28 protein-coding genes are annotated in these 25,722 nt (G+C 45.2%); 23 read left to right on the top strand and 5 right to left on the bottom strand.

Going from position 1 to position 25,722, the window contains the following annotated elements; all coding sequences use genetic code 11:
* Window positions 1–406 precede the first annotated feature (406 nt).
* From DC094_RS04905 to iscX, 10 genes are all read left to right on the top strand, one after another.
* The gene (locus DC094_RS04905; protein ID WP_116685939.1) at window positions 407–1,183 is read left to right on the top strand and encodes an RNA methyltransferase; all 777 of its coding nucleotides are present in this window, start codon (window positions 407–409) and stop codon (window positions 1,181–1,183) included.
* A 10-nt stretch (window positions 1,184–1,193) separates the two neighbouring features.
* Window positions 1,194–1,946, top strand: coding sequence for a serine O-acetyltransferase (cysE, locus tag DC094_RS04900; protein WP_116685938.1), 753 nt, complete (start codon window positions 1,194–1,196; stop codon window positions 1,944–1,946).
* Window positions 1,947–2,185: 239 nt separating this feature from the next.
* Entirely contained in the window at window positions 2,186–2,686 is a 501-nt protein-coding gene (iscR, locus tag DC094_RS04895; RefSeq protein WP_116685937.1) for a Fe-S cluster assembly transcriptional regulator IscR, read from the top strand.
* A gap of 64 nt (window positions 2,687–2,750) precedes the next feature.
* Window positions 2,751–3,965 carry an IscS subfamily cysteine desulfurase gene (locus DC094_RS04890; RefSeq protein ID WP_116685936.1) on the top strand — a complete coding sequence of 405 codons (1,215 nt, stop codon included), beginning with the start codon at window positions 2,751–2,753 and terminating at the stop codon, window positions 3,963–3,965.
* Between the two features lie 20 nt (window positions 3,966–3,985).
* A complete protein-coding gene (iscU, locus tag DC094_RS04885) occupies window positions 3,986–4,363 on the top strand; it encodes a Fe-S cluster assembly scaffold IscU (RefSeq protein ID WP_116685935.1) in 378 nt (125 codons plus the stop codon).
* 25 nt (window positions 4,364–4,388) lie between these two features.
* Window positions 4,389–4,712, top strand: a complete 324-nt coding sequence (gene iscA, locus DC094_RS04880; RefSeq protein WP_116685934.1) for an iron-sulfur cluster assembly protein IscA — start codon at window positions 4,389–4,391, stop codon at window positions 4,710–4,712.
* Window positions 4,705–5,247, top strand: a complete 543-nt coding sequence (hscB, locus tag DC094_RS04875; protein ID WP_116685933.1) for a Fe-S protein assembly co-chaperone HscB — start codon at window positions 4,705–4,707, stop codon at window positions 5,245–5,247. Before iscA ends, hscB begins: the two co-directional genes overlap by 8 nt.
* A 20-nt stretch (window positions 5,248–5,267) precedes the next feature.
* A complete protein-coding gene (gene hscA / locus DC094_RS04870) occupies window positions 5,268–7,133 on the top strand; it encodes a Fe-S protein assembly chaperone HscA (RefSeq protein ID WP_116685932.1) in 1,866 nt (621 codons plus the stop codon).
* A 141-nt stretch (window positions 7,134–7,274) separates the two neighbouring features.
* Window positions 7,275–7,613 carry an ISC system 2Fe-2S type ferredoxin gene (gene fdx, locus DC094_RS04865; RefSeq protein WP_116685931.1) on the top strand — a complete coding sequence of 113 codons (339 nt, stop codon included), beginning with the start codon at window positions 7,275–7,277 and terminating at the stop codon, window positions 7,611–7,613.
* 24 nt (window positions 7,614–7,637) lie between these two features.
* The gene (gene iscX, locus DC094_RS04860; protein WP_116685930.1) at window positions 7,638–7,832 is read left to right on the top strand and encodes a Fe-S cluster assembly protein IscX; all 195 of its coding nucleotides are present in this window, start codon (window positions 7,638–7,640) and stop codon (window positions 7,830–7,832) included.
* Between the two features lie 75 nt (window positions 7,833–7,907).
* Here the strand turns inward: iscX and hepT are convergent, their stop codons facing one another.
* Window positions 7,908–8,315, bottom strand: coding sequence for a type VII toxin-antitoxin system HepT family RNase toxin (gene hepT, locus DC094_RS04855; protein WP_116685929.1), 408 nt, complete (start codon window positions 8,313–8,315; stop codon window positions 7,908–7,910).
* Complete coding sequence (gene mntA / locus DC094_RS04850) at window positions 8,305–8,679, bottom strand: type VII toxin-antitoxin system MntA family adenylyltransferase antitoxin (RefSeq protein WP_206605567.1); 375 nt, start codon at window positions 8,677–8,679, stop codon at window positions 8,305–8,307. The genes hepT and mntA overlap by 11 nt, the downstream gene beginning before the upstream one ends.
* Window positions 8,680–9,102: 423 nt before the next feature.
* Here mntA and DC094_RS04845 point away from each other — a divergent pair, with 423 nt between their 5' ends.
* Entirely contained in the window at window positions 9,103–9,975 is an 873-nt protein-coding gene (locus DC094_RS04845) for an immunity 49 family protein (RefSeq protein ID WP_116685927.1), read from the top strand.
* A gap of 268 nt (window positions 9,976–10,243) precedes the next feature.
* Here the strand turns inward: DC094_RS04845 and DC094_RS04840 are convergent, their stop codons facing one another.
* The 3 genes from DC094_RS04840 to DC094_RS04830 form a co-directional block, all read right to left on the bottom strand.
* Window positions 10,244–11,491, bottom strand: coding sequence for a type II toxin-antitoxin system HipA family toxin (locus DC094_RS04840; protein ID WP_116685926.1), 1,248 nt, complete (start codon window positions 11,489–11,491; stop codon window positions 10,244–10,246).
* A 4-nt stretch (window positions 11,492–11,495) separates the two neighbouring features.
* Window positions 11,496–11,822 (bottom strand): helix-turn-helix domain-containing protein, encoded by a 327-nt coding sequence (locus tag DC094_RS04835; RefSeq protein ID WP_116685925.1) that lies wholly within the window; start codon window positions 11,820–11,822, stop codon window positions 11,496–11,498.
* Window positions 11,823–12,162: 340 nt separating this feature from the next.
* Window positions 12,163–12,678 (bottom strand): DUF302 domain-containing protein, encoded by a 516-nt coding sequence (locus DC094_RS04830; protein ID WP_116685924.1) that lies wholly within the window; start codon window positions 12,676–12,678, stop codon window positions 12,163–12,165.
* Between the two features lie 348 nt (window positions 12,679–13,026).
* Here DC094_RS04830 and ndk point away from each other — a divergent pair, with 348 nt between their 5' ends.
* From ndk to DC094_RS04770, 12 genes are all read left to right on the top strand, one after another.
* The gene (gene ndk, locus DC094_RS04825) at window positions 13,027–13,455 is read left to right on the top strand and encodes a nucleoside-diphosphate kinase (protein ID WP_116685923.1); all 429 of its coding nucleotides are present in this window, start codon (window positions 13,027–13,029) and stop codon (window positions 13,453–13,455) included.
* 51 nt (window positions 13,456–13,506) lie between these two features.
* Complete coding sequence (gene rlmN, locus DC094_RS04820) at window positions 13,507–14,628, top strand: dual-specificity RNA methyltransferase RlmN (RefSeq protein WP_116685922.1); 1,122 nt, start codon at window positions 13,507–13,509, stop codon at window positions 14,626–14,628.
* An 8-nt stretch (window positions 14,629–14,636) separates the two neighbouring features.
* Window positions 14,637–15,422: a type IV pilus biogenesis/stability protein PilW gene (gene pilW / locus DC094_RS04815; protein ID WP_116685921.1), complete on the top strand. Its 786-nt coding sequence runs from the start codon at window positions 14,637–14,639 to the stop codon at window positions 15,420–15,422.
* Entirely contained in the window at window positions 15,419–15,799 is a 381-nt protein-coding gene (locus DC094_RS04810; protein WP_116685920.1) for a helix-turn-helix domain-containing protein, read from the top strand. Before pilW ends, DC094_RS04810 begins: the two co-directional genes overlap by 4 nt.
* Window positions 15,800–15,850: 51 nt before the next feature.
* Window positions 15,851–16,981, top strand: a complete 1,131-nt coding sequence (gene ispG, locus DC094_RS04805) for a flavodoxin-dependent (E)-4-hydroxy-3-methylbut-2-enyl-diphosphate synthase (protein WP_116685919.1) — start codon at window positions 15,851–15,853, stop codon at window positions 16,979–16,981.
* 21 nt (window positions 16,982–17,002) lie between these two features.
* Entirely contained in the window at window positions 17,003–18,280 is a 1,278-nt protein-coding gene (gene hisS / locus DC094_RS04800; protein ID WP_116685918.1) for a histidine--tRNA ligase, read from the top strand.
* Window positions 18,281–18,290: 10 nt separating this feature from the next.
* Window positions 18,291–19,025: a YfgM family protein gene (locus tag DC094_RS04795; RefSeq protein ID WP_116685917.1), complete on the top strand. Its 735-nt coding sequence runs from the start codon at window positions 18,291–18,293 to the stop codon at window positions 19,023–19,025.
* Window positions 19,025–20,200, top strand: coding sequence for an outer membrane protein assembly factor BamB (bamB, locus tag DC094_RS04790; protein WP_116685916.1), 1,176 nt, complete (start codon window positions 19,025–19,027; stop codon window positions 20,198–20,200). The genes DC094_RS04795 and bamB overlap by 1 nt, the downstream gene beginning before the upstream one ends.
* A gap of 87 nt (window positions 20,201–20,287) precedes the next feature.
* The gene (gene der / locus DC094_RS04785) at window positions 20,288–21,904 is read left to right on the top strand and encodes a ribosome biogenesis GTPase Der (protein ID WP_339374115.1); all 1,617 of its coding nucleotides are present in this window, start codon (window positions 20,288–20,290) and stop codon (window positions 21,902–21,904) included.
* Between the two features lie 335 nt (window positions 21,905–22,239).
* Window positions 22,240–23,310: a porin gene (locus DC094_RS04780; protein WP_116685914.1), complete on the top strand. Its 1,071-nt coding sequence runs from the start codon at window positions 22,240–22,242 to the stop codon at window positions 23,308–23,310.
* Window positions 23,311–23,844: 534 nt separating this feature from the next.
* Entirely contained in the window at window positions 23,845–24,930 is a 1,086-nt protein-coding gene (locus tag DC094_RS04775) for a porin (protein WP_116685913.1), read from the top strand.
* Window positions 24,931–25,009: 79 nt separating this feature from the next.
* Window positions 25,010–25,720 carry a hypothetical protein gene (locus DC094_RS04770; protein ID WP_116685912.1) on the top strand — a complete coding sequence of 237 codons (711 nt, stop codon included), beginning with the start codon at window positions 25,010–25,012 and terminating at the stop codon, window positions 25,718–25,720.
* The last annotated feature ends 2 nt before the right edge of the window (window positions 25,721–25,722 follow it).

Here is a 25,722-nt window from a genome sequence, read left to right as displayed (position 1 = left end):
GTTGTCGATCTTCATGACTTTTATCTGCTTTGTAGTAGAGAAGTTAGACCGTTGCAGTTAATTGCTGTTGTCAGTGGTGATGCTGCCATTGGCATTAATGGTGATGGTGGTAGTGCTTTTATATAGCAATTTAAGCTGTTCGAGGGCAGTGGCTTTTGATTGCTGACATAACGGCAGTTTATCTAAGTTTTCTCCGGTTGTTTTTGTTTGGTTTTTGATAAAAGCTCGCTGTAGTGGCTAATTCACCCGCTATAAGCATTTTTTAGTCGATTGTGGTCAGACAGTCAGATTGGTAGGATGTGCCGATTTTTACAGGGTTTGCACGATATCAATCGATCGAGCTCGGGTAGAAAAACCTTTGCCATATCTTAGATAGCGGTTTTAAACCGTGGTCGCAGGAGTTGTAATGCTGGAGCAAGTCAGGGTCGTATTGGTTGAAACCAGTCATCCGGGAAATTTGGGTGCTGCCGCCCGTGCTATGAAAACCATGGGTTTGTCAGATCTGGTGCTGGTGTCGCCTAGCTGTGAAATTAATGCCGAAGCGATTGCGCGTGCATCCGGTGCGGGCGAGTTATTAACTCGCGCTACGATTGTTCCTACCTTGGCAGAAGCATTGCACGATACCACGCTGGTGTTCGGTAGTAGCGCCAGAGCAAGGGGTATGTCGGGTCGTTTACATATGCCGCGTGAAATGGCACAAGAAATGTTGCAAACCCTTTCTGCAGCCAATGCGACTTCTGTTGTGAGTAGTGCTGATACCGATGCTGCACCAGCAGAAAAGGTTGCGTTGGTGTTTGGCCCAGAACGCACTGGGTTGAATAATGACGATCTGGCGTTATGTCATTCCCAAGTAATGGTGCCCTGCAACCCAGATTACTCTTCATTAAATTTAGGTGCTGCGGTACAGATTTTCTGTTACGAATTACGCTCCAGTTGGTTGGCGTCGCAAAACTTTCAACTGGAACAGCAGGTCGAAGATCGTCCAGCGACCGGCGAGCAAGTTGAGATGTTTTATGCGCACTTGCAGCAAACGTTGGAACAGATTGAGTTTCTCGATCCGGGTAATCCGCGCAAACTGATGGACCGTATGCGCCGGTTTTACCAAAGAGCCCGTCTTGAACAGATGGAGCTGAATATTTTTCGCGGCATTTTAACTGCAGTTAACAAAAAGCTGAAAGGCTAGGTAGGTCATTGTGTTTGAAGCGATCAAAGAGGATGTCAGGGGTGTTTTTCATCGGGACCCAGCCGCTAGGAATACTCTGGAGGTTCTAACCTGTTATCCGGGGCTTCATGCATTGTGGTTACACCGAATGGCCAATAAATTGTGGCTGGCCGACTGGCGTTGGCTGGCTCGTTTTACTTCCCATTTTTCTCGTTGGTTAACCGGGATTGAAATTCATCCAGGTGCGACAATTGGTGAGCGTTTTTTCATCGACCACGGCATGGGTGTGGTGATTGGTGAAACGGCCGAGATTGGCGATGACGTCACCCTTTATCAGGGCGTTACGCTAGGCGGTACTTCCTGGAATAAAGGTAAGCGTCACCCAACGTTGGAAGATGGTGTTGTGGTCGGTGCGGGTGCCAAGGTGCTTGGCCCATTTACCGTTAAAAAAGGTGCCAAGATTGGCTCTAACTCGGTAGTAGTTAAAGAAGTACCAGAAGGCGCGACGGTGGTTGGTATTCCTGGTCGTGTGGTGGGCGATGTTGACCAGAAAGCGCGGGTCGATATGGCACAAAAAATGGGCTTTGATGCCTATGGTGTTAGTGCTGATCAACCACAAGATCCAGTTTCCCATGCCATTGCTTGCATGTTGGAACATATGCATGCTCAAGATAAGCGAGTTGAAGAACTCTGCAAGGCTGTGTGTGACGTAGGTGGTGAAGTCAGTAAAGATGAATTGCCAGAACTAAAAGATAAGGACATCAAGCTAGATCAAGATGATTAATTGCTGATTGTTGGAAAGTGATCTTGCTAGATTGAGCGGTGGTTTTGATGAATAATATTAGTAATATCTTATTCAAAAACAGGCCACTGAATTAGCTGTTTGGCGGCTAATTAGTACCGGTGCGAACAGGCGGTCGTGAGAGATTGATCAATGTATAGTTGATCCGTGTCAATAATACTTGACTATTTTGCTGGGTTAATTAGAATTCCAGCATGCCTGCAAAGCCGGAGAATAATTAAATGAAGTTGACCACGAAAGGTCGTTATGCGGTAACAGCCATGTTAGATCTGGCGCTGCACACTGACAAAGGACCGATTACCTTGTCTGATATTTCCCAACGACAGGGAATCTCTCTTTCCTATCTGGAACAGTTGTTCGCGCGGTTGCGTAAAAATAGCTTGGTTTCCAGTGTTCGTGGACCTGGTGGTGGATATCGTCTGGCAAGAACTGCCGATGAAATCTTCGTTGCGCAAGTCATTATCGCAGTCGATGAGCCTGTTGATGTGACGCGTTGCTCTGGTAAAGGCGGCTGCCAAGATGGACATATTTGCCTGACTCATAATTTATGGACCGATCTTAGCGATCAAATCCATCAATTCCTGAGCGGTATTTCTTTAGGACAAATTATTCAACAGCGACAAGTTCGACAAGTCGCAGAACGTCAGGATCAGCAAGTCGAAAACAATAGCGACGTAAAAGCTGAACTGATCAAATTAGATTCTATTGGCGCACTGGTCTGACCCCTATGTTGCCAACATCGAGTTATAATGGCGGTCTTCGCCGCTTCGCAGTATGGAGTCACTGATGCAATTGCCGATCTATCTGGATTACTCTGCTACCACTCCGGCCGACCCTCGTGTCGCAGCCAAAATGATTGAGTGTCTAGATCCTACAGGAAACTTTGGTAACCCTGCCTCCCGTTCCCATCTTTATGGTTGGAAAGCGGAAGAGGCTGTGGAAACTGCCCGCCGTCATGTTGCCGATCTGGTGAATGCAGACCCGCGTGAGATTGTTTGGACTTCAGGTGCGACTGAGTCAAACAACCTAGCGATCAAAGGTGCGGCGCATTTCTATGGTAAGAATGGCAAGCACATTGTGACCTGTAAAACAGAACACAAAGCCGTACTTGATACCTGTCGCCAATTAGAGCGAGAAGGTTATGAAGTCACTTATTTAGATCCAAACCCAGATGGCTTGATCCCATTAGATCGCTTCCGCGATTCATTGCGTGAAGACACCGTTGTTGCATCAATCATGCATGTAAACAATGAAATCGGTGTGATTCAAAATATTGCTGAAATGGGTGAAATCTGCCGTGAAAAGGGTGTGATTTTCCATGTCGATGCAGCGCAAAGCGCCGGTAAGGTTGAAATCGACCTGAAAGCATTGAAAGTCGATTTGATGTCGTTCTCCGCTCATAAAGCTTATGGCCCTAAAGGTCAGGGCGCGTTATATGTGCGTCGTAAGCCACGTATTCGTATCGAAGCGCAAATGCACGGCGGCGGTCATGAGCGCGGTATGCGATCAGGTACTTTGCCAACCCATCAAATTGTTGGCATGGGCGAAGCGTTCCGTATCGCAAAATTGGAAATGGCTGAAGAGCATGAGCGTGTACTTGCACTGCGCAATCGCATGTGGGCTGGTTTTCAGGTCATTGATGAAGTGAAACTGAACGGTGATCTTGAGCAACGTGTTGCCGGTAACCTGAACGTTAGCTTTAGCTTTGTAGAAGGCGAATCTCTGATCATGGCGCTAAAAGATTTAGCGGTATCTTCAGGCTCAGCCTGTACTTCAGCCAGCTTAGAGCCTTCCTATGTGTTGCGTGCTCTAGGTCTGGATGACGAACTGGCGCACAGCTCGATTCGTTTTAGTATTGGTCGTTTCTCCACTGAAGAAGAAGTGGATTTTGCGGTCGATCTGATCAAACAAAAAATTGGTAAGTTACGAGAAATGTCTCCGCTCTGGGATATGTTCCAGGAAGGCGTCGATTTGAAGTCTGTCAAATGGGCAGCGCACTAATACCTAACGGAGGCTAAATCATGGCATATAGCGACAAGTTGATGGATCACTACGAGAATCCACGCAATGTTGGCACGCTGGAAAAAGACGACGAGTCTGTTGGCACCGGAATGGTAGGTGCGCCAGCTTGTGGTGACGTAATGAAGCTTCAGATCAAGGTAAATGAAGACGGTGTGATTGAAGATGCCAAGTTCAAAACCTATGGCTGTGGTTCGGCAATTGCGTCCAGCTCTTTGGTAACTGAATGGGTGAAAGGCAAAACGGTTGATGAAGCCGCTCAAATTCGCAATACACAAATTGCAGAAGAGCTGGCGTTGCCACCGGTAAAAATTCACTGCTCAGTACTGGCTGAAGATGCAATCAAAGCCGCAGTAGAAGACTATAAGTCGAAGCATTAAGCATTAACATTCTGGAGAATAGAGAATGGCAGTAACCTTGACAGAGGCTGCAGCAAACCGGGTTCGGGTTTTTCTTGAAAAACGTGGCGGCGGGCTAGGCCTTAGGCTTGGCGTAAAAACCTCTGGTTGTTCAGGAATGGCCTATGTGCTGGAATTTGTTGATACATCAGATGATGGCGACCAGATGTTTGAAAATCATGGCGTTAAAGTCTTTATCGACGGTAAAAGCATGACGTATCTCGAAGGCACTCAGCTGGACTTTGTTAAGGAAGGCTTGAACGAAGGTTTTAGTTTTTCCAACCCTAATGTGAAAGACGCCTGCGGATGTGGTGAAAGCTTCCATGTCTGATGTTGCAGCCTTAACTGCTAACTATTTTCAACTGTTTGCACTGCCGGTCGATTTCACAATCGACCGGCAGTTGCTTGATAACAGCTATAGAAAACTGCAGCAGCAATTTCACCCGGATCGTTTTGCCACCGCTAGCGCAGCTGAACAGCGACTAGCAATGCAAATTTCTTCTCGTATCAATGAAGCCCAGCAAGCGCTAAAGCATCCCCGGTCTCGTGCCGCGTATATGCTAGAGCTGCAAGGTCGTGATATGAGTAGCGAACGCACCACCAACGATATGATCTTTCTAATGCAGCAAATGGATCTTCGTGAACAAGTCGCTGAAGCATCGAATACTGCAGATCCGGCGATGACCCTAATGGGCTTGTCCGAGAAAACCGATCAGTTGGAAGCTGAGCTGTTGAATGGACTAGATGATTTGTTGAAATCGACCGCTGTCGAAGATCTTGATCAGGCAGAATCCCGAGTACAAAAACTGCAGTTTGTAGAAAAACTCCGCGTAGCGCTTGAAGCGGCCGAGGATTGCCTCGGTTAGTCACACCTTCTGGATATTCAATGGCACTGTTACAAATTTCTGAGCCGGGCTTAATGCCGGCGCCGCACCAGCGCAAGCTGGCTGTAGGTATCGATCTAGGAACCACCAATTCACTGGTAGCTGCGGTTCGATCTGGCCAGGCAGAAACCTTGCCTGATCACCAAGGTCACCATTTGTTGCCATCGGTGGTGCATTACACCGAACAGGGCACGATTGAAGTTGGCGAATTAGCCAAAACTGCCGCTTCTGCTGATCCCTTTAATGCCATCGCTTCTGCCAAGCGTTTAATGGGTCGTGGCGAAGCTGATTTAAAAGGTTTGTCTGGCCATTTACCATGGAAACTCACCGAAGGTGAAGGTGGCATGGTCTGGCTGGATACCCGTGCTGGTGCTAAAAGTCCGATTGAAATTTCGGCAGAAATTCTAAAAAAACTGCGCCGTCGTGCCGAAGCAACCCTCGGTGATGAATTGGTTGGTGCAGTAATTACCGTTCCCGCTTATTTTGATGATGCACAGCGTCAGGCAACCCGTGACTCAGCCAAGTTAGCAGGTCTTACCGTATTGCGAATGATCAATGAGCCCACCGCTGCGGCGCTGGCTTATGGTCTAGACCAAGGTGGTGAAGGCACGGTAGCGGTTTATGACCTCGGTGGTGGTACGTTTGATATTTCAATTCTGCGGTTAACCCGCGGTGTGTTTGAAGTGTTAGCCACTGGCGGCGATTCAGCATTAGGTGGTGATGACTTTGACCACGTAATTGCCGAATGGCTGTTAAGACAAGCTGGTGTTGAGCAATCTTTGCCAGAACAAGTTCGTCATTTGCTGGATTTAGCGCGTAGCTTGAAAGAGCAGTTATCTGAGCTGGAAGTTGCCAAGGTTGATTTAGATATCGACGGCATTCAGTTCAAAGGTGAATTAAGCCGTGAGACATTTGCCGGTTTGATTGATCCGCTGATTAGCAAAACGCTACTGGCCTGCAAGCGCTCGCTAAAAGATGCTGGCCTGAAGATTGATGAAGTTGAAAATGTGGTCTTGGTCGGTGGCTCTACTCGCACCTTACGTGTTCGAGAAAGAGTGGCCGAGTTATTTGCTAAACAGCCATTAACCAGTATCGATCCTGATCGTGTGGTAGCGGTTGGCGCATCACTGCAAGCCGATATTCTGGCTGGTAACCGCCCTGACAGCGATTTGCTGTTATTGGATATCACACCTTTATCGCTCGGTATCGAGACGATGGGTAGCTTGGTCGAGAAAGTGATTTCTCGAAATACCACTATTCCAGTAGCGATGGCACAGGAATTCACCACTTTCCGTGATGGCCAAACCGCCATGGCCATTCACGTGCTGCAAGGTGAGCGAGATCTGGTTGATCATTGCCGTTCGCTGGCGCGTTTTGAATTACGTGGTATTCCACCGATGGTGGCCGGTGCAGCAAGAATTCGAGTGACCTTCCAGGTTGATGCCGATGGCATGCTCAGTGTTTCTGCCCGCGAAGCGACTTCTGGTGTTGAAAGCTCAGTTCAAGTTAAACCATCTTATGGCTTGAGCGACGATGCAATCACCGGAATGCTCAGTGATTCATTGGATCATGCCGAAGAAGATAAAAACGCCCGTGCTTTACGCGAACAGCAAGTAGATGCACAGCGTGCATTGGAAGCAGTTCATGCGGCGCTGGCTGAAGATGGCAACAAGCTTTTAAATGCTGAAGAAATGCAGGCAATGCAACAGGCGATTAGCCAATTGCAAATTGCAGCGAAAGGCGATGATACTGACGCAATCAAGCAGGCTAACGAAGCGCTGGAAAAAATCAGTGAAAATTATGTAGCCCGGCGAATGGATGTCAGCGTGAATAAATTACTGGCAGGTAAATCGATCGACTCAATGTAATTGATTGGGTTATTCATATTTTGTAGGTTGGAAAAGCGTCAGCGCCTTCCGACAATTTAAAAAATGTCAGATGACGCCTTAGGCTTATCTAACCTACAGGCTGCAAAAATGGCAGTATCAAGAAGGTATCAGGAGAAGGAAATGCCACAAATTGTATTTTTGCCGAACGAAGATCTGTGTCCTGAAGGCGCAGTGGTTGAGGCTGAAGCCGGTCAGACTGTTCTGGAAGCCGCGCTTAAAAGTGGCATTCATATTGAGCATGCTTGTGAAAAATCTTGCGCATGCACCACCTGCCACATTGTGGTTCGTGAAGGTTTTAAAAGCTTGGGCGAATCCGATGAGCTGGAAGACGACATGCTAGATAAAGCATGGGGTCTTGAGCCAGAGTCGCGTTTAAGCTGCCAGGCAATTGTTGCTGATAAAGATTTAACGGTAGAAGTACCGCGCTACACCTTAAATCACGCTAAAGAACAACATTAATTAAAAACCAGCTGGAGAAAAGCCATGCAGTGGACCGACGTACTCGATGTCGCAATCGCGCTGACAGAAACTCAGCCAGATGTAGATCCGCGTTATGTAAATTTTGTCGATTTACGTAACTGGGTACTTAATCTTGAAGGGTTTGAAGGCGATCCGAATAAAGCTGGTGAGCGCGTGCTAGAAGCGATTCAAGCCGCGTGGATAGAAGAAATGGATTAATCGTTTTTTGAAATTCAGAAAATAAAAAGCCGGTTTAGATATATATCTAAACCGGCTTTTTATTGTGCAAAAATTCTAAAGCAATCTTTTTAAATGATCGGTAATGCTTTTAATTTCCGAATACATATTGCTGCTAATAATTGACTCGACGATTTTTCGATTTACATCTAGATAGTCATGAACCAGTACGTTTCGAAAGCCAATCATCTTGCTTGCTAATGTGTGTTGTGCCTCGGAAAGATCGCCGTGATTGAGGAGTCCATCCAAGCCTTGGCGTGATTTGCTTGCAGTGACATTATATTTTTGCTGATAGGTATAACGTGAAAACCTCACCAGCGATTCAATGACCACCTGAAGTGCCCGCTGTGCCGCGAGTAAATCTCGATATTTCCATTGCCCGAGATCTTGTCTTAGCTCGTCGAGTACCGCTAACATTTCTTGTTGAATGGTTTCAATCTGCTGTTCATAAGCTTCATCTCTCATAGTCTTTTTCCCAGGCGGAGATTATCGCGTTTTCCATTCTACGAACGGTTGGAATCATTCGGTCGTAGAGCTTATTGCCCTGAATAATATTCCATTGCAAGGGAACAGGTACTGCTTGTAGATCAACAATGCTCAGCACCTGATCATCCAAATCCAGCAGCTTCTCAAGTTTGGCCTGGAGCATTTGAGGGCGAACAGCACGCTCCAGAAGATCTGGCTCAAAATTGCTAAACAGCACTGCAACATCCCAATCGCTGTTGGCATGTGCGGTGTTCTTGGCACGTGATCCGTATAGATAAATAGCATCAACCGTTTCATGTTGCTGGATCATAGTTACCAATTGCTGTAGATCGATTGTTTTCAAGACGTCGCTCATCAAAACAGGCTTTGGGCAGATTCTAATCTACAGAGTATCGGTTGGCGATTATTATCCCGATGGCGTCCATGCTTCTTTGCTAATACATCCCATCCGTGGAAATAAAAACCGACCTAGGTTTGTATCTGGGTCGGTTTTTTTTGTTATTTTGCTTTTCTTTGACGTGTTGCTTTTTGATGTGTTGGCTGAGCAGTTAACTTCATAAGATGAAATGGCCTGATGCATTGTGGCGCATATTATTGAGTGGAACCTAAGTATATTGATGGTGTAAATGGATTAAAAAATTACTTGATAGAATTTAAAATGTAAAGAATGAAATAAGTTGCTTTGGTGTGCGAGTACCTATTGATGTTGAAACAGGGCTTCCCAAAGGTAAGGTGCTTGTAGATAAGTTTGGTGAAGGTATTCTAAATGATTGAAAAAATTAAATTGCATCAACATTATGATTCCCCGGTATTTCTTCTGGAAAGGAAATATTCTGAAGGGGTTACAAAGTATTACGATCAGGATTCGCCAAAATCACCAGGTCCACTTTGGTTTTCAGATGCAGGCGATGCTTTTGCTGCTGCCCTTGCGTTAAATAAAAGTAAGCAGAAAGTGCTGCGGCGGTTAAAGATATGCTTGCAATTAAGAACTGCTCAGTTTTTGCGTGCCACCCACGCGGGCCAGCCTATTACCATTGAAGTAGATGGTAATACTTGGCATGAGACCGGGAATGGTGATCGTAGCTTTGTGCGTGTTGGAGAGTGGTTAGATGCTTATGAGTTGAGTTTGATTCTTCGTGATACAACCGCTCGGAATTTTTTAATGCAGATGCCTGATGAGTTATTAATGGAGGCTCGGAGTCGGAGTAGCGAAAAACTGTTTTATTTAACGCAAATTCAGTTTATCAAGAGTTTGTATGATGCAGAAAAAAATTCAGTAGAATATTTCCAGCGTATGTACCAAGCGGCAATGGATGTTGAAATCGGCCCAGACACTCACCCGTCACGGCGGCAGATGCTGGATAAAATTATGATACCGGTCGTTGAGCTTTTTGGCATTATTCTTGGGCAAGATGAAAACAGTTATCAGCAAGCTATGGACTTAGCGCTCAGAGATCATGAAGCGTGGTTCACTAAAGATGATTCAGCAATGCAAAACAGTGGCGGCTGGTATTCAACAAGATTACTTGCTATGGCTGCATTGGCGTGGGATCAGCGCCAGTACCAACCCTTGTATGCTGAGCCTATCTTTAAGCAATATATCCCAGAGTGGCTGGTTAAAGGCGATTTTAAAGATTAAGTGTAATTAAGTTTATTAAAGCTGCAGGTAGTCGTTTGATTATCTGTAGCTTTTTTTTTGGAAAATTAGTTTGCCGCTGCTTTAGTAATCTTTTTTAATGTATTTCTGGTTTTTAGGGTCGTGGAAATAAATAATTTTTCTGTATTTTTCGTAGGTCACCTCTGAGCCTCGTCGAAGTGTGACATTTCGTTGGCGAGTCGCTATTCGCTTTGCTCATGACGAGCTACATTAAGGATATTTATTAAATTCCGTGTCTCTTATAAGCGATTTAAATTCCAAGCGTCAAAAAACACCCCTTCATTAAATCTCGCTCGCCTTTTGTGATGCCTGCTTCTTTTGCAAGTGCTTGCCATTTTGAAATTGCCGCTGCTACTTTTTGATAAATTTCATTGGCTGCTTTCTCAGTTAGCTGAAAATAAATGGCAACCTCAAAGGCTAGCTCAGCCTCTAATGCATTGTCTTTGTCATCGATATTTAGGTGCAAGCCAGTGGCGTTAGGTGTGGGGTTAATATCGTATGCGGGTGATAAGCGCCAGCCTGTGGTGTCAAAGATAAAACCATGGTTGCGCAGGTGGTCATCACTATTAGAAACCATGATATTAAATAACATGCGCGTCCAAAGCTGCTTTAAATCTGCTTTGGTATTCGAGCCATTTCGAATTAAAAATTCAGCCAACTCTAGGTAGCTTGCGCCATCGTCGTTGCCATCAAAATAGGCTAGCTGAGTCATGGCAGACGTGAATTGGAGCCTTTTGCCGTTATCTATCCGATCAAACCGCTTGGTGAGAAAGATATGATGATCTGAGCCGATAGTTTGCACCTTACACTCAGACATATTGATTCCGGCATCAAGGGCCATTTTGTAAACGATGTATTCCCACAGGCCAATATCATATTCATCATGCCGACTAGGAAACTTTGCTAACCAAAGCGTACCGTCAACGTCTTTAACCGATGCCTTAGGCCGAGCGCCGCCAAGCGATGACCCCGGTGATATCAGCATGTTTAACCATTTAAGGTAATCTGGATTATCAAAATCTGGCTTGTTTTCAATTCCACTGGCTGCTTGCTCAAGCTCCGGTAATGAAGTAATTGCTGGCGCTGCGAAGTCTTCATTATCATCAAGGAAATTGCCGTTGTGTGCGGTACAAAATCTTAAGGCACCCATCCGAAAAGAATCATGAACGCCTAATAGATAATTTGTTTCAAGCAGCGTTTTTGCTTTGCGTTTTTCGATGCGCGCTATAACCGCTTCTCGGCGTTGCATTAATAATCGACCCCACCTATCAGGGCACGAATCGAGAAAGACTTTGAAGTTTCGGTCATCTGTAGCGTGTTGTTCCCCTGCATACAATTGAAGCGCCGGGTCAATTTGCAGTGCATATTTGGACTTAAGCCAGTCCGGATCATAGCTAAAACTGAAATGCTCTTTACCGCGGATGGCGGATGATCTTAATGTTCCTACAAACAGCGGTTTTTCAATTTCAAGCCAGTCAGCGTAGACGAAGATTTCCATCCTTTTAGCTTCCTACCTTTTTTTTCAGCAATTCGATGTCTTGTAGCTTTCTGCCAAGTTCATCATCAAGTGCAACTTTTGCCAAGTCGTCTAAAAGGTTCAGAGCAGCAAGTACATTTACATAATGACCAATAGAAACTGATGGGTCACCCTTGGTTATTTTTCGTAAGGTCGGCTTGGAAATTCCTGTTCTGCTAAACATCATTTCTTGATTGATTCCACGCCGTTTCATTGCCAGTAGAATGTTTTCACCCAACAGATGTAGTGTTTTCATATTTCGAGGGAATACGGTTGCGCCGCGCTTAAGAGGGCTACCTTTGTTTTTTTTCATAACAATAAAACTATGTTTTCATTTTTGGCTCGTGGATGAAACTATAGTTTCATTTGTGGTGTGAGGTCAACGGGCGTTGGTTAATTTACTAGCAAAGGTTTTGATCGTGTTTAGGTAGGAGTGATTCAGAAGAATTGATAGTAGTAAATTGAAACTATGCTTTCATGAATTTATGTATTAGTGAAAGCATAGCTTCACAAAATATTTTTGATTTGTTGTCATTAAGAATGACAAAGGCTGCGTTTTGATAGGCAGTAGATCTAGATGTTTTACAAAAACTGCAGGCGATCAAATAACCACCTGCAGTTTTTAGAACCGGTAACGGATTCTGCGAAGAAGACTAATTCGTCGCAGCTTTAGCAAACTTCGCCAGTGCGTTTTCAACTTTTCCAATCACCGCATCACAACCTTCAATCTGATGGCGGGCTTTTAAATAAGCCGGGTTGTTGTAGGACAACCAGACTTGGCCTTTTTCATCCTGACGAATTAATGCTTTTTGTGGCAAATCGATGGCGGTGCCTTGGCTGCATTGCATCAGCTTGGTGCCGATTTTTGGATTACCAAAAATCACCACCTGGGTCGGTGCCAGTTTCAGGTTTACACCTGCGGCATTCTTTTGGTGATCAATTCGAGTGAAAACCGTCATGCCTTTGCTGGTGAGCACTTGTTCTAATTTGTCGGCAGTGGCGGCAACGCTGTGATTGCTTTTGACTTCAATGGTGCTGTGATGGAGAAAAGATGCATTCAAGGTGGTGGGCTTTGCACCTTGATTAGAATAGCTGCCGGCACTTGCTGGCAAGCTGATGGTGGCTAATACGGTCAACAGCGAAGCGAGCGGCAATAAACGGGTTTTCATTATTAGAAGTCCTTTTTATACATTTTAGATACTAACTGCAGCAACTAGACCAGTGGTCGCAGTTCTCTACGACAGGCTTTTCACTATAGGGTTCCTTACCTATCTATGTGATAAGAGCTTACCTTGAATCGGCATTTAGCCTGAGTTAGTTGTGGGCTTGTTGATCTTTTTAATTAGCTGTCAGGGTCAGTTTGAAGGTGGTTAAAACGGTTAAAAAACGTAGCTTCCATTCAAGTTTTCCGATAGCCAAGCAAAATAGTCTGTCATTAGGCGTGACAGGGTTTGGCTATGGCTTTTATAATCGCGCCACTTGCTAGCACTATAAAAACTAACCAGGAGAAAAACCTAATGGCGATCGAGCGTACAATTTCAATGATCAAGCCCGATGCAGTTGCCAAAAATGTTATCGGCGAGATCTATGCCCGCTTTGAAAAAGTTGGTTTGAAGATCGTTGCTGCTAAGATGCTGCACTTGACCAAGGAACAGGCTGAAGGCTTCTATGCGGTTCACGCAGAGCGCCCTTTCTACGCTGATCTGGTAAAATTCATGACTTCTGGCCCTGTGATGGTTCAGGTTCTGGAAGGTGAGAACGCGATTGCTGCTAATCGCGATACTATGGGTGCGACTAACCCAGCTGAAGCTGCTGCAGGTACTATCCGCGCAGATTTCGCTGAGTCTATCGACGCTAATGCGGTTCACGGTTCTGATTCACCAGAAGCTGCTAAAACTGAAATTGCTTTCTTCTTTGAAGAAGGCGAGATTTGCCCGCGCGGCTAATCTCAAAGCGGGGAGCGCTTGCGCTCCCTGTGTGTTGTGACCGGAGTAAATATGTCTGCACAAACATCTGACAAGATTAATCTACTGAACTTTGACCGACCTGGTCTGGAACGCTTTTTCGAAATGTTAGGAGAAAAGCCGTTTCGTGCCATGCAGGTGATGAAATGGATTCACCAGCTAGGGGTGGATGACTTTGATCAGATGACCAATCTTAGTAAAGCACTGCGTATCAAGCTTCAGCAAACCTGCGAAGTTCGTGGCCCAGAAGTTACTTTGGATAAAGAATCTAGCGACGGCACCCGCAAATGGATGCTGAAATTGCCCGATGGCAATTTAGTTGAGACGGTGTATATCCCAGAAGATGGCCGTGGCACTTTATGTGTGTCTTCCCAAGTGGGCTGTTCACTGAATTGCAGCTTTTGTTCCACCGGTAAGCAAGGCTTTAGCCGTAATCTCGACTTATGGGAAATCATTGGTCAGGTATGGATTGCTTCCCGTTCTTTGGGTGACTGCCACCGTGACGACCGCCGGGTGACCAATGTGGTCATGATGGGTATGGGCGAGCCGCTGTTGAACTTCGACAATGTAGTCGGTTCAATGAACTTGATGATGGAAGACAATGCCTATGGTTTGTCTAAGCGCCGGGTGACTTTAAGTACTGCAGGCATGGCGCCTCAGTTAAGAGAATTAAAGAAAGTGAGCGAGTGTTCGCTGGCTTTATCATTGCATGCACCTAATGATTTGTTGCGTGGTGAGATTGTTCCACTGAACAAAAAGTATGCAATTAAAGAAGTGCTGGATGTTTGTCGTGATTATTTTAATGACAAACGTGTGGTAACCATTGAATATGTGATGTTGCATGAAGTGAACGACCGGGAACACCACGCCACTGAATTGGCGGCCTTGTTGGCAGATGTGCCATGTAAGTTGAATCTGATCCCGTTTAATCCCTTCCCAGGGACGATCTATCAGCGCTCCAGTAACAATGCAATTCACCGTTTCTCAAAAATATTGCAGACTGCTGGAATTAACACCACCACTCGCAAAACTCGTGGTGACGATATTGATGCTGCCTGTGGCCAATTGGTAGGTAAGGTTCAAGATAAAACCCGCCGACAGGAACGCGCACTTCAAGAGCGTCAGGAAAGAGAATTGCAAGTCATTCAACTCTGAGGACGGCTATGAAAGGACGATTTGGCTGGATTTTATTACTAGGCAGTTTAGTTTTGGCGGGTTGCCAAAGCTCACTTGTTGGTAAAGATCCCCGGGACAACCTGAAAGGTGAACAGCGAACCAGTTCGGCTGAATCACATCTGCGCTTAGGTTATGCCTACTTGCAAAGCGGACAAATTGAACGCGGCAAGGATCGATTCCTCAGAGCACTGCAATATGCCCCGGAACTGCCGAAAGTTCAGGCAGGCATGGGTTATTACTTCAGTCAGGTGGGGCAAAACCAACTGGCTGAAGTACATTACACAGAAGCCTTGCGATTGGATCCGACCAGCTCGGAAACTTTGAATAGTTTTGGTGTTCATCTATGTAATACCGGCAAATATTCACAGGCTCAGGTTAATTTCCGCAAAGCCTTATCCAACCAGTTTTATGGTACGCCAGCGCGTGCTTATGTTAACTCTGGTTTGTGTTTGCTAAAGGAAAATAAGCCAAAGCAAGCGATTGATGATTTACGTGAAGCGTTGAAAACTGAGCCAGAAAACCAACAGGCACTGCGAGCTTTAACTGAGTTCTATCTGGAAGATCAAAAGCTCAATCTGGCGACTCATTATTTAAATCGTTATAGCCGTACTGCTAAATCTTCGCCTCCGTTGTTGTGGTTGCAATACCAGCTAGCCACCGCAAAAGGCGATGATAAATTAGCCACTCGGGCATTAAATACATTGCAAAATAGCTATCCGGAATCGGATGAGACCTTCCAGCTGTTGCAGTCTTTAGACCGGAGTAACAAGTGAGCGAACCTAAAGTAAGTGAAAGTGTTGAATTCTCGGTTGCTACGCCTCCAAGTGCTCTATTAAAGCAGGCTCGTATCGCCAAAAACCTCACTGAAGAAGATATTGCAGCCAAATTGCATTTGCGCGTGGCAGTGGTCAAGCAAATGGAAGCTGAGACTGAGCTAGAAAGCGCAAGTAAGGTCTATTTACGCGGTTATATGCGTAACTATGCCAAGTTGCTTGGACTCAATTCAGATATCGTTCCTGAGGTCGTTGCCTTTAAAGAAGCGGCAGTTCGATCTGCGGCAAGTGGTAGTGTGAAGTTAGGTTTGCTGGTCGGTGCAGTAGTCGTCATTGCTGCTGTCGGGTGGGCAATTAGTTTGCTCTTAGGCAATTAAAGTCAAACAGTTGAAACCAACCTTTAAAAATAATTGCTGAGGCTAGTTTAGATGCAATATAAATCTCCGATTCGTCGGCGTAAAAGTCGTCAGATCATGGTCGGTAATGTACCGGTGGGTGGTGATGCGCCTATCACAGTACAAAGCATGACCAACACTGAAACTTGTGATATTGCTGCCACTGTTGCCCAAATTAGACGTTTGGAAGATGCCGGTGCAGATATTGTTCGGGTTTCAGTGCCTTCAATGGAAGCCGCTGAAGCCTTTGGTAAAATTCGCCAGCAGGTGAATGTTCCGCTGATCTCTGATATCCACTTCGATTATAAAATTGCCTTGCGAGTTGCCGAGCTGGGCGTTGATTGTTTGCGGATTAATCCAGGCAATATCGGTCGAGAAGATCGGGTGCGCTCGGTTATTGATGCAGCGCGTTATCACGGTATTCCGATACGAATTGGTGTGAATGCCGGTTCGTTAGAAAAAGATTTGCAAATGAAATACGGCGAGCCAACACCGGATGCATTGGTGGAGTCGGCTTTCCGTCATATCGATATTTTGGATCGACTGGATTTCCAAGAATATAAAATCAGCCTAAAGGCATCTGATGTTTTCATGACGATGGATGCCTACCGCAAGTTAGCCAGTCAGATTGACCAGCCATTGCATTTAGGCATTACTGAAGCTGGCGGTGCTAGAGCGGGTGCGGTGAAATCTGCAGTGGGTTTAGGCATGCTGCTTTATGAAGGCATCGGCGATACCTTGCGAATTTCTCTGGCTGCTGATCCGGTCGAAGAAATTAAAGTCGGTTTTGATCTACTGAAAAGCCTACGAATTCGTAGTCGCGGTATCAACATGATTGCTTGTCCGTCCTGTTCTCGTCAGAATTTTGATGTAATCAGTACCGTCAATCAGCTTGAGCAACGGTTGGAAGATATCAGTGAATCTCTCGATGTTGCCGTGATAGGCTGTGTGGTTAACGGTCCGGGCGAGGCCAAGGAAGCGGATGTCGGTTTAACCGGTGGCTCACCGAACCTGATTTATGTTGATGGCAAGCCAGATCATAAGCTTTCCAATGAGTCGTTAGTCGATCACTTCGAGCAAGTGATCAGAAAAAAACTGGCTGATAAGCAGCGCGATGAGGTGCAGCCAATTTCCATTAGCGCTAGTCCTGACTTGCCCAGTTGATAAGAGTAGTAGAGGAATACCTTGAGCAAAACACTTAGTGCCATTCGCGGCATGAATGACCTTTTGCCTGAACAAACGGTTGTTTGGCGTCACTTTGAGTCGGTAATTCGTAATTTGCTAGATAGCCATGGCTATCAGGAAGTGCGGATGCCGGTGGTTGAGAAAACCGAGCTATTTAAGCGCTCGATTGGCGAAGTAACCGATATCGTCGAAAAGGAAATGTACACCTTTGAGGATCGTAATGGCGAAAGCCTGACTTTGCGTCCTGAAGGTACTGCCGGTTGTGTTCGAGCAGCCTTGCAGCATGGTTTGATTCATAACCAGACCCAACGTTTGTGGTATGCCGGTCAAATGTACCGCTATGAGCGTCCGCAAAAAGGTCGTTATCGTCAATTTCATCAAGTAGGTGTTGAAGCATTTGGTATTGCCGATGCTTCTTTAGATGCTGAGCTGATTCTCATGACGGCCAACCTGTGGAAAAAACTCGGTTTAACCCCATTTGTTCGGTTAGAGATTAACTCTTTAGGTGATGCTGAAGAACGTAAGCTGTATCGGGAAAAACTGATTGCTTACTTTGAAGCCAGTCTAGAGCTGTTGGATGAAGACAGTAAGCGACGTCTACACAGTAATCCTTTAAGAATCCTAGATAGTAAAAACCCTGAAATGCAGGTGCTGATCGAAGCTGCGCCACGCTTGATGGATCATCTAGGTGAAGAGACTAAAGCGCACTTTGAAAAAGTGTGTAAATCTTTGGATGCTGCTGGTGTTGAATATCAAGTAAATACCCGTCTGGTACGTGGTCTGGACTATTACAACCGAACCGTTTTTGAGTGGGTGACTGATCACTTAGGTGCTCAGGGTACGGTGTGTGGTGGTGGTCGTTATGATGGGCTGGTTGAGCAGTTAGGCGGCAAACCAACCTGTGGTGCTGGCTTTGCGATGGGTGTTGAAAGACTGGTTGCGCTGTTACAAGACCTTGAGCTGCTAACCAATCTTGATGACAATCCGCACGCTTATTTAATGCGTTTGGGTGAGCAAGCAGAGATTCATGGTTTGGCATTAGCCAATCGTTTGCGTGATGCAGTACCTGGTTTGCGGTTATTAACTGACTGTCAGGGCGGCGCATTCAAGAAACAATTTAAACGGGCAGACAAAAGCGGTGCGCAAGTCGCTTTGGTAGTTGGTGAAGATGAAATTTCATCTGGCCAGGTGCAACTGAAGCCGTTAAGAACAACACAAGACCAGCAGGCGCTGGATGAAACAGCATTGATTCAGCAGCTCAAGCAGCTGATCGCTTAAGGAGACGAGTGTGGATACTGCCGATCAAAAACAGATCGAAGACGTCAAAAAATGGCTCAAGCAGAATGGCCCTTCAATGGTGGCCGGTGTAGTTCTGGGTGTTGTGGGTATTTTCGGCTGGGATTATTACCAGGGTTCAGTTGCGGAACATAAGCAAAATGCCTCGATAGCTTATGAAAAAATGCTGCGCCAAACCGGTGCTAGCCAAGTGACTTTACTGCCATTGGCAGATCTGCTGGTTAAGGATTATTCCGATACACCATATGCAGCTGCCGGTCAGTTACTGTTAGCTAAGTCGGCAGTTGAAGCCAATCAGCTGGAAAAGGCTGAAGGCTATTTACAGTGGGCAATTGATAAAGCTTCGCAAGACGAAGTGGTTCAAGAAGCTAAATTGCGCCTAGCTCGAGTATTCATTGCCCAACAAAAATTTGACCAAGCGTTGGCTGTGTTGACTGCACCTCAAAGCAAAGCTTATGTCGCTGCATTTGAAGCGTTAAAAGGCGATGCTTATTTGATGCAAAATCAGTTTGATCAAGCGAAGACTGCTTATGAAGCAGCCCTAGATGCTAATTTACCTGCGGTAGTTAATGTCAGCGGCATTCAAATGAAGCTAGACAACTTACCTGCATTGCGTGTGCTAAGAACGCAAACAGCTAAGTCTGACGAAGCTGAAGTATCGACTGAAGCAAGTGAAAAGACTGATGCTGAGCCGGTGACGGCGACCAGCGAGCAGGAGAAAGGTTAATGAAATGGCATCTGCCTGGTTTGCTTTCTCTGTCGGTTCTGGTTTCTGGCTGTAGCTGGTTCAGTTCCAACGAACAACCACTGCCACAGTTACCTCAATATCAGCCCACTGAAAGCTGGCAGGTGCTATGGGACGAAACGACCGGTGAAGGTACTTCTGACCTAGATTTACGCTTGCAGCCACAGGCTGATGCTAACAACGTTTACACGGTTGATTTCGAAGGTCAGTTTGAAGCAAGATCGCTGAAAAACGGTGCTTTGGTATGGCGCTTTGAAACTGAAAAGCCAGTAACCGGTGGCTTGGGTATTTCTGAAAAATCATTATTTGCTGGAACCAGCGACGCAGAAGTCTTAGCCATCAATATTGTTGATGGTAAGTTGGCTTGGCGTTCGGCGGTTTCTAGCGAAGTATTAGCGCGACCATTAGCCGTTAAGGGTGTGGTAATTGTACAAACCATCGACGGCAAGTTGTTTGGCCTAGATGCTAACGATGGCAAACAGTTGTGGTTGCAAGATCGCAGCGTGCCGGTACTTAGCTTGCGCGGTACTGCCAGTCCAATATTGGCTGACGATTCAGTAGTCGCTTCTTTTGCCGATGGCCGAATTGCTGCGTTTAACCCAGTGTCAGGTAATCTGATTTGGGAAAAACGGGTATCAGTACCTAGCGGTCGAACTGAGTTTGAACGCTTGGTTGATGTTGATTCAGACCCAGTTTGGTTTTCACCTTTGCTGTTAGCTTCTAGCTTTCAGGGCAATGCAATTGCACTGGATTATCGCAATGGCCAAACACTTTGGCAGCGTAGTGCTTCAGTTTACAGTCATGCTGCTGCAGCCAAGGGTAGTTATGTGATTGCTGAAGAAACCGGTAAAGTACGCGCACTTGACTTAAACAGTGGCGCTACTCGATGGGTTCAGGATAAGTTACAAGGTCGCCATTTAGGCGCAGTTGTAGCGACTGAACAAGGTTTCCTAGTTTCAGATGTTGAAGGTTGGCTGCACTTGTTGTCTGCCGATGATGGCCGTTTATTAGCCAGTATCGAAGTAGATGATAAAGGTTTAGCAGCAGCACCTAAGCTGGTTAAGCAAGGTGTGCTGGTTTATGGCAAAAGTGGTGTGCTGGCATTGATCAAACTGGTCAATAAGGCCCCATCGCGAGCTTATAAACAATCGATCTGATTAGATCGTCTATTTTAGTTTTTTTGCGGGTCGGGGTAATGCTTCGGCCCGTTTATTTGTTTTTCTATGGGCCAAATGGCCTGGTAAGTGAGTGACGTAATGCTTCCTGTAGTTGCCATAGTTGGTCGGCCAAATGTTGGTAAATCAACCCTATTTAATCGATTGACCCGTAGCCGTGATGCGCTAGTGGTGGATATTCCAGGTGTTACCCGAGATCGCCAATATGGTGAAGGCAAGGTTGGCCCTGCTCCATATATCGTGGTCGATACTGGCGGTATTACCGGTAATGATATTGGTGTTGATGGTGCAATGGCTGATCAGGTGCAATGTGCACTGGATGAAGCAGACATCATTCTGTTCATGGTTGATGGTCGTGATGGCTTAACTTCAGTGGACCAAGCACTAGCACGTCAATTACGCATCATGGGCAAAACAGCCAAGCTGATTGTCAACAAAACAGATGGTGCTGATCCTGATGTGCAAGCGGCAGAATTTTACGAATTAGGATTGGGTGAAGCCTATCCAATTGCTGCTGTTCATAACCGTGGCGTTCGTTCGTTAATGGATGAAATGCTCGAAGGTTATGAGCCGCCAGAAGAAGATCCAGAGTGGGAGCGCACCCTAAAACTTGCCATTGTAGGTCGACCAAACGTAGGTAAATCTACCTTGGTTAATCGAATGCTGGGTGAAGACCGGGTGGTGGTTTTTGACATGCCAGGCACCACGACCGATAGCATTTACACCAAAATGGAACGCGATGGTACGCCTTACACCATTATCGACACTGCCGGTGTTCGTAAGCGTGGCAAGGTGACGGAGACGCTAGAAAAATTCTCGGTGATTAAAACACTGAAAGCGATCGAAGATTCCAATGTTGTGTTGGTGTTGATCGATGGTCGACAAGGTTTATCAGACCAAGATTTAAGCTTGTTAGGTTTCGCGATGGATGCCGGCAAGGCAATCGTAATGGCGGTCAACAAGTGGGATGGTTTGAGTGGTGATGAACGAGTTGAAATAAAGCGTGAGTTAGAGCGTCGTCTGGAATTTATGGATTACGCCGATATGCACTTTATCTCGGCATTGCATGGTTCTGGTGTTGGCGTGATGTGGGAATCAATTGATGCAGCTTATGAGTGTGCAACTCGCGAATTATCTACTTCGTTGCTGACCCGTATTCTTGAGCAGGCAGTGGTCGATCATCAGCCACCGATGGTTTATGGTCGTCGAATTAAGCTGCGCTACGCTCACTCAGGTGGTCGTAATCCACCCATTATTGTTATTCACGGTAATCAGACAGCTTCACTGCCAAAGTCTTACCTGCGCTATTTGCAGAACTATTTCCGTAAGAGTTTGGAAATGGTCGGCACGCCAATTCGTATTGAAATGCGTGGCGGTGAAAACCCCTATGCCGATAAGAAAAATGCCTTGAGTGCTCGTCAAAAGCAAACCCTGAAAAAGTACCAAGATAATATTCGCCCGACCAGAGTAAAAGTTGAGGTCAATGCCACAACTGGACAACCTGTTTTGCCAAAGGGTGTAAAAGCCAGGCAAGCAGACAAAACTGCTGATGGAAAGCCGGCCGCGACTGCGAAACCAGCCAATCCAAGATACGATAAAGCTTTGTCCAAAAGTTATAAGGGCAAGCCGCTAACTGCCAAGGTTAAAAAAGAAACTAAAGGAAAAACTGCTCGTAAGAGAAAGTAGAGTACTTCAGCGCAAGATTAGCTCGAATAAAAAACCGCTTAATCAGCTGTAACACCAGCTTGATTAAGCGGTTTTTTTGTTCAGCATGCATCAATTTATATTTCAGTAAAAACAGCTCTGCCATTGCGCTTTGTCATCCTCCCAACTAAAAATAAATCAGTCTTATCAGATTTGTTTCGGTAGTCATGAGACAAATTTGATATTGCACCCTTCAATCGCTGTTGTTTTAAGGCTCCCCTTAACAGACTTGAAAATTTTGATTTTTCTTTCGCACCTTGTGCGTCAGTCCAAATAGTTCAACAGGTAAAGCTCTATGCCATGGAAAGGTGAAGACAATGATTAAGTTGCTAATATATCGAGTCGTTATCGCAATTTTTTTGATGCAACCAGTAGTGTCTTTTGCATCACAATCACTAGAAGAAAAAATACGTCAGCTAGAAGAAAAAATTGGGCAGCTGGAAAGTTTGACCGGCCAAGGCAAAGGCGCAACAGTTGAATTGTATGGTTCAGTGAGGACTTTATTTGAAGCTGCGTCTATTGAGCAAGGTACCTCTGATTTAACAACCACGGATTTCCAAAATGCTGAATCAAGGCTTGGACTTCGTATTGCAGCAAAACCAGCATCTGATTGGTCGGTTCAATTTCGTGGTGAATGGAATCTTGACGGTAGCGATGAAGGTAATTTTGGATCAGGTCGCTTGTCATATATCGAATTAGAAAATAAAGATTGGGGACGTTTTGCTTTTGGTCGGCAATGGACCGGTTTTTATCAAGTAATCGGTGCACCATTAGATACGGCTAACAACGGTTCTCTCGGTGGATTCGATGCAATAGGTGCTCCAGATCGATTGGGTAACTTGTTAACTTATAATCGAACAGTCGATTTATTAGGTAAACCATTGTCCATTCAAGTTGATGGAGAATTTTCAGGTGAAGATGGCGCAAAAGATACGCTTGAAAGCTACGCATTTTCATCTTCATTAGATCTTTCTGAATACTTATTTGGACTTTCTTACGGAAAATATTATGAAGACGGTGAAGCTGCAAATTTACTAGGCCTATCTGCTGGATACCAGAACAGAAAAATCTTTGTTAGCACGAGTTATATTTTAAAGAGCGTAGGTGAATTTAAGCCTTCTGCATTTGATTTATCGGTGCTTTACAGCAAAGGAAAAGATAAGCTTTTAGGCAAGGTATATTTATACAACTCTTATCAAAAGGGTAGTGCTAGTCAAGATGCTTTAGGCTTTTTATTATCATTGCAACACCAGCTTAATGACCAGCTTCGACTATGGGGCGAAGTAGGTTATACCGACTCTGAAGGTGACGCTCTAAGTGATGATGACCGTACTAAATATTATGCATCGCTAGGTGTTCGTTTTGATTTCAGTGTGGGGCTAAATTAAGGCGGTCGTAGCAGAATGGATAAATACAATGGTTGGAAATTTAGGTAGTCAAGCGGTGCTCTTGAATCTCCAAACAAGGTGAGCAAAAAACCTGTTTGATCGACTAGTGAATGAGTCGTATCAAGCAGGTTTTTTTGTGCCTGTATTTTTTGTTTTGAACTGTAGCCTGCCAGTGGGTGGAAAGGTCAATGTGATAGAAGTTCGAGTTTGCCGGTAGCGCACTTGGCCAAAGAAAAGACAATTACGGCCAAACCTTTGAAGGGTGGCGCATTTTCAGAGATTGGCGCTTGTTTTTTTGCACTTTGTTGAAGCAGGATCTACAACTAGATCAACCTTGCCGGGTTTGCTGCCCCGTACGGGTAACCAATATGGATCGAGCTTGAATACAAGGATGCAATAACGGATGCCCGTAAGCAGTGATAATAAAAATTCTGAAATCTTTTTTTACCCAAATAAACTGTGCACGCCACTGAACAAAATTAGTGGTGGGTGCGGTCATTTATTACCTTAACCAAGGAAAGGGAGATACAACACATGATCAAGGTAAAACCTCTTTTGGTAAGTGTCGCTGTTCTGGCCGCACTACCTAGCTTCGCTCAAGCTCAGTCACTGGAAGATCGTATTCGTCAGCTGGAATCACAAATCGGCGTGATGGAATCTACTCCAGGTCAAGGTGCTGGTGGTTCTGTTGAGTTGTATGGTTCTTTGCGTACCCAGCTGCAATATCAAGATCAGGAAGTTGGAACTGCTGACGATAGCAGCACTGATGTAACTGATGCGGCTTCACGTATCGGTATTCGTGCAACTTCTGACATGGGTAATGGCTGGAAAGCTACTGCACGTGGTGAATGGAAAGTACAGATTGGCGAAGGTGCAGGCTTTGGTGATGGTCGCCTAGCTTACGTTCAGTTAGCTAAAGATGGCTTAGGTGCAGTTGCAATCGGTCAGCAATGGACTGGTTTCTATAACTTTGTTGGCGCTGTAACTGACGTAGCCAACGATGGCACGCCAGGTGGTTATAACTTGGTTGCTGGCGTATTCCGTGCTAGCAATATGGTGACTTACACCAACAAGTTTGCTGGTTTGGTTAGTGTTCAGGTAGATACTCAGTTTGACGGTGACACTGATAATGACACAGATCTGACAAATGATGGTCGTGATAATCTAGATCGTTATGCCGTTTCTGCTGGTGTTAATCTGGAAGGTGTTCAACTGGCAGCTTCTTATGATTCATCTAAAGCAGACTCTGGCGATTCAACCGATTTGCTAGGTTTAGCAGCTGGCTATGCGCAAGGCCCCTACTATGTTGGTTTGAGCTACACCTCTAAAGATACTGGCGGTACTGCTGAGCCTTCAGCGATTGATTTGTCAGGTACTTACAGCTTCGGTAAGAACACGCTGATCGGTCATTACTACACCTACGACTCAGACCTCGCTGGTGCTGCAAGCAACGATGCAGATGGCATTCAGGTAGCGATTCAACATCAAATGAATGATCAACTGCGTTTGTGGGCTGACTTGCGTTTAGATGACGCTGATGGTGTTGGTGGTGGTATAGATGATGTAGAAACCACGACTCTGTCATTAGGCGCACGTTACGACTTCAGTATCACTAACTAATACTTGTGATCTGAAATCAGAACTGCAAAAACCCCATCATTCTCCAGGGTGATGGGGTTTTTTTATAGGTGTAAAACATGTGTGGTTAATTTTTTTTGATCTCGATGAAACGTTAATTGCAAGATTAGAAAAAACAAATAGATTGGTTGCTGTTCAAATGAGAAGTATCTATTTGCAGAGGCATGGAGAAATATTGTCTAACAGAAAAGTGTATGGTGGTTGGAGGTTCTTCCCTTTATATCAAGATCTTCATGTTAGTTTCTTTGTAGATATTGCTAGAAGAGCTGGCTATGGGGACTGTCGACTTTTTTTTGTTACCAGTTCAAATTATGAAGAAGATGAAATAAAAGAAATGCTAAAAATGTTTTTTGCAAAAACAGCCGCCGTTAAAAAGTTAATCGACAATGCTGGTTTTGCAAACAAAAATTCTCCGCCAATAATTTCTGAAACTAACGAAGATGGCGATATAGAATTAAATTATTCTGCAACAAAAATCGCCCAGATGAGTAGGTTCAAATCAAATGTTGCACGAATTAGTAGAAAAAGCATTTCGTGGAGGCACTGTTTTTTGATTGATGATTCGGGAGAGAACATGATTGCAGCAATCGAACGAGGTGCCCAAGCGATTAATTCGCAATCAGATATATATCAAAAAGAGTTAGCGGATTTTTCTAAAGCATTAAAAACGCGGCAGCCATTTACTTCTGCCACAGTGTTAGAAGATGATAGTTCGAGCAGCAGCTATAGTATGCTTGATTCTTCATCTGTAAGTTCTTTCCCAGACGATTAACG

The sequence above is a fragment of the Pelagibaculum spongiae genome (assembly GCF_003097315.1).
Classification (GTDB): domain Bacteria; phylum Pseudomonadota; class Gammaproteobacteria; order Enterobacterales; family Pelagibaculaceae; genus Pelagibaculum; species Pelagibaculum spongiae.
The sequence above is the reverse complement of the archived record's forward strand: the minus strand, read 5'-3'. Positions and strand labels throughout refer to the sequence as shown.